The following is a 1,003-nucleotide window of genomic DNA, read 5'->3' as shown; positions in this document are numbered from 1 at the left end:
CTATTAGAGGAGGGTCGCTTATCAGCCGGTCACGCCCGGGCCATCCTGGGCGCTCCCGGCAAGTCACTCCAGCGTACCCTGGCCCAACGGGTCATTGACGAGGGACTCTCGGTCCGCCAGACCGAGCAGCTGGTCAAGCAGCTGTCACAGGAAAAGGCGCCGAAAAAAGAGCCTGCCGCCGACCCCTATAAAATCTACCGGGACGAAGCCGCCAAGTCCCTCTCCGACCGCTTTGGCCGGCGGGTCTCCATCGTCCACGGCGCCAAAAAGGGCCGCATTGAGCTGGAATACTACGACGACAATGACCTGAACGCTCTGCTGGAGCTTTTAGAGCAGGTAAAGCGCACCGGCCAGACCGCCGGGAAGGGGGGCGCCCACCGTTGACACAGCAAGAGCCCAAGCGGCGGTCCTCTGCCAGCCTTCAGCATCAGGCTGAACATACCAGAGCACGGCGCAGAATTTCGGTGATGGGATATCTGCTGATTTTGTTTGTGGTGGCCTTTCTCCTGCTCCTTCTGGCCTATTTCCAGCAGCAGCGGATAAACGCCGACACCAACAACGCCCTACAGCAGTCCGTCTCGGCTGTTCAGTCCATCCAAAACCTTATGGCAGATAACGAGACCTTGCGATCACAGGGGGCCGAATTGGAGGAACAGGTGGAGACCCTCACCGCCCGCTCTCAAGAGTTGGCCGACACCATGGAAAAGCAAACCCGCGCCATGGACCTTTTCTGGCAGGTCGACGAGGCTTATGTCCGTGGCCGCTACGTCCTTTGCCGCCAGTTGATCCAAAGTCTAGAGGACCTCTCTGACGGGACCCCGCTTAAAAGCTATCTGCCCACCGAAAGCACCACCGACAACGACCGCTTCTCCCCTGCCGAGCGGTATCAGGAGATTTTTAAGGCGGTCTTCTAAACCATCAAATGTTTCACGTGAAACATCCATTACAAAAACCCACAAAATTTATTATGAGGTGATTTGCCATGTTGGATATTCGATTCGTT

2 protein-coding genes are annotated in these 1,003 nt (G+C 56.8%); both read left to right on the top strand.

Features of this window, described 5'->3' with window-relative positions:
* A partial coding sequence (locus QX565_RS00010; RefSeq protein WP_502874515.1) for a ParB-like helix-turn-helix domain-containing protein occupies positions 1-384 on the top strand: 384 nt, incomplete at its 5' end.
* A gap of 83 nt (positions 385-467) precedes the next feature.
* Complete coding sequence (locus tag QX565_RS00005) at positions 468-914, top strand: hypothetical protein (RefSeq protein ID WP_289290477.1); 447 nt, start codon at positions 468-470, stop codon at positions 912-914.
* The last annotated feature ends 89 nt before the right edge of the window (positions 915-1,003 follow it).

The organism is Bacteroides sp. 41_26 (genome assembly GCF_949740115.1).
Taxonomy (GTDB): domain Bacteria; phylum Bacteroidota; class Bacteroidia; order Bacteroidales; family Bacteroidaceae; genus Bacteroides; species Bacteroides nordii.
Note: the sequence above shows the minus strand (reverse complement) of the source record. Positions and strands in the feature narration are given on the sequence as shown.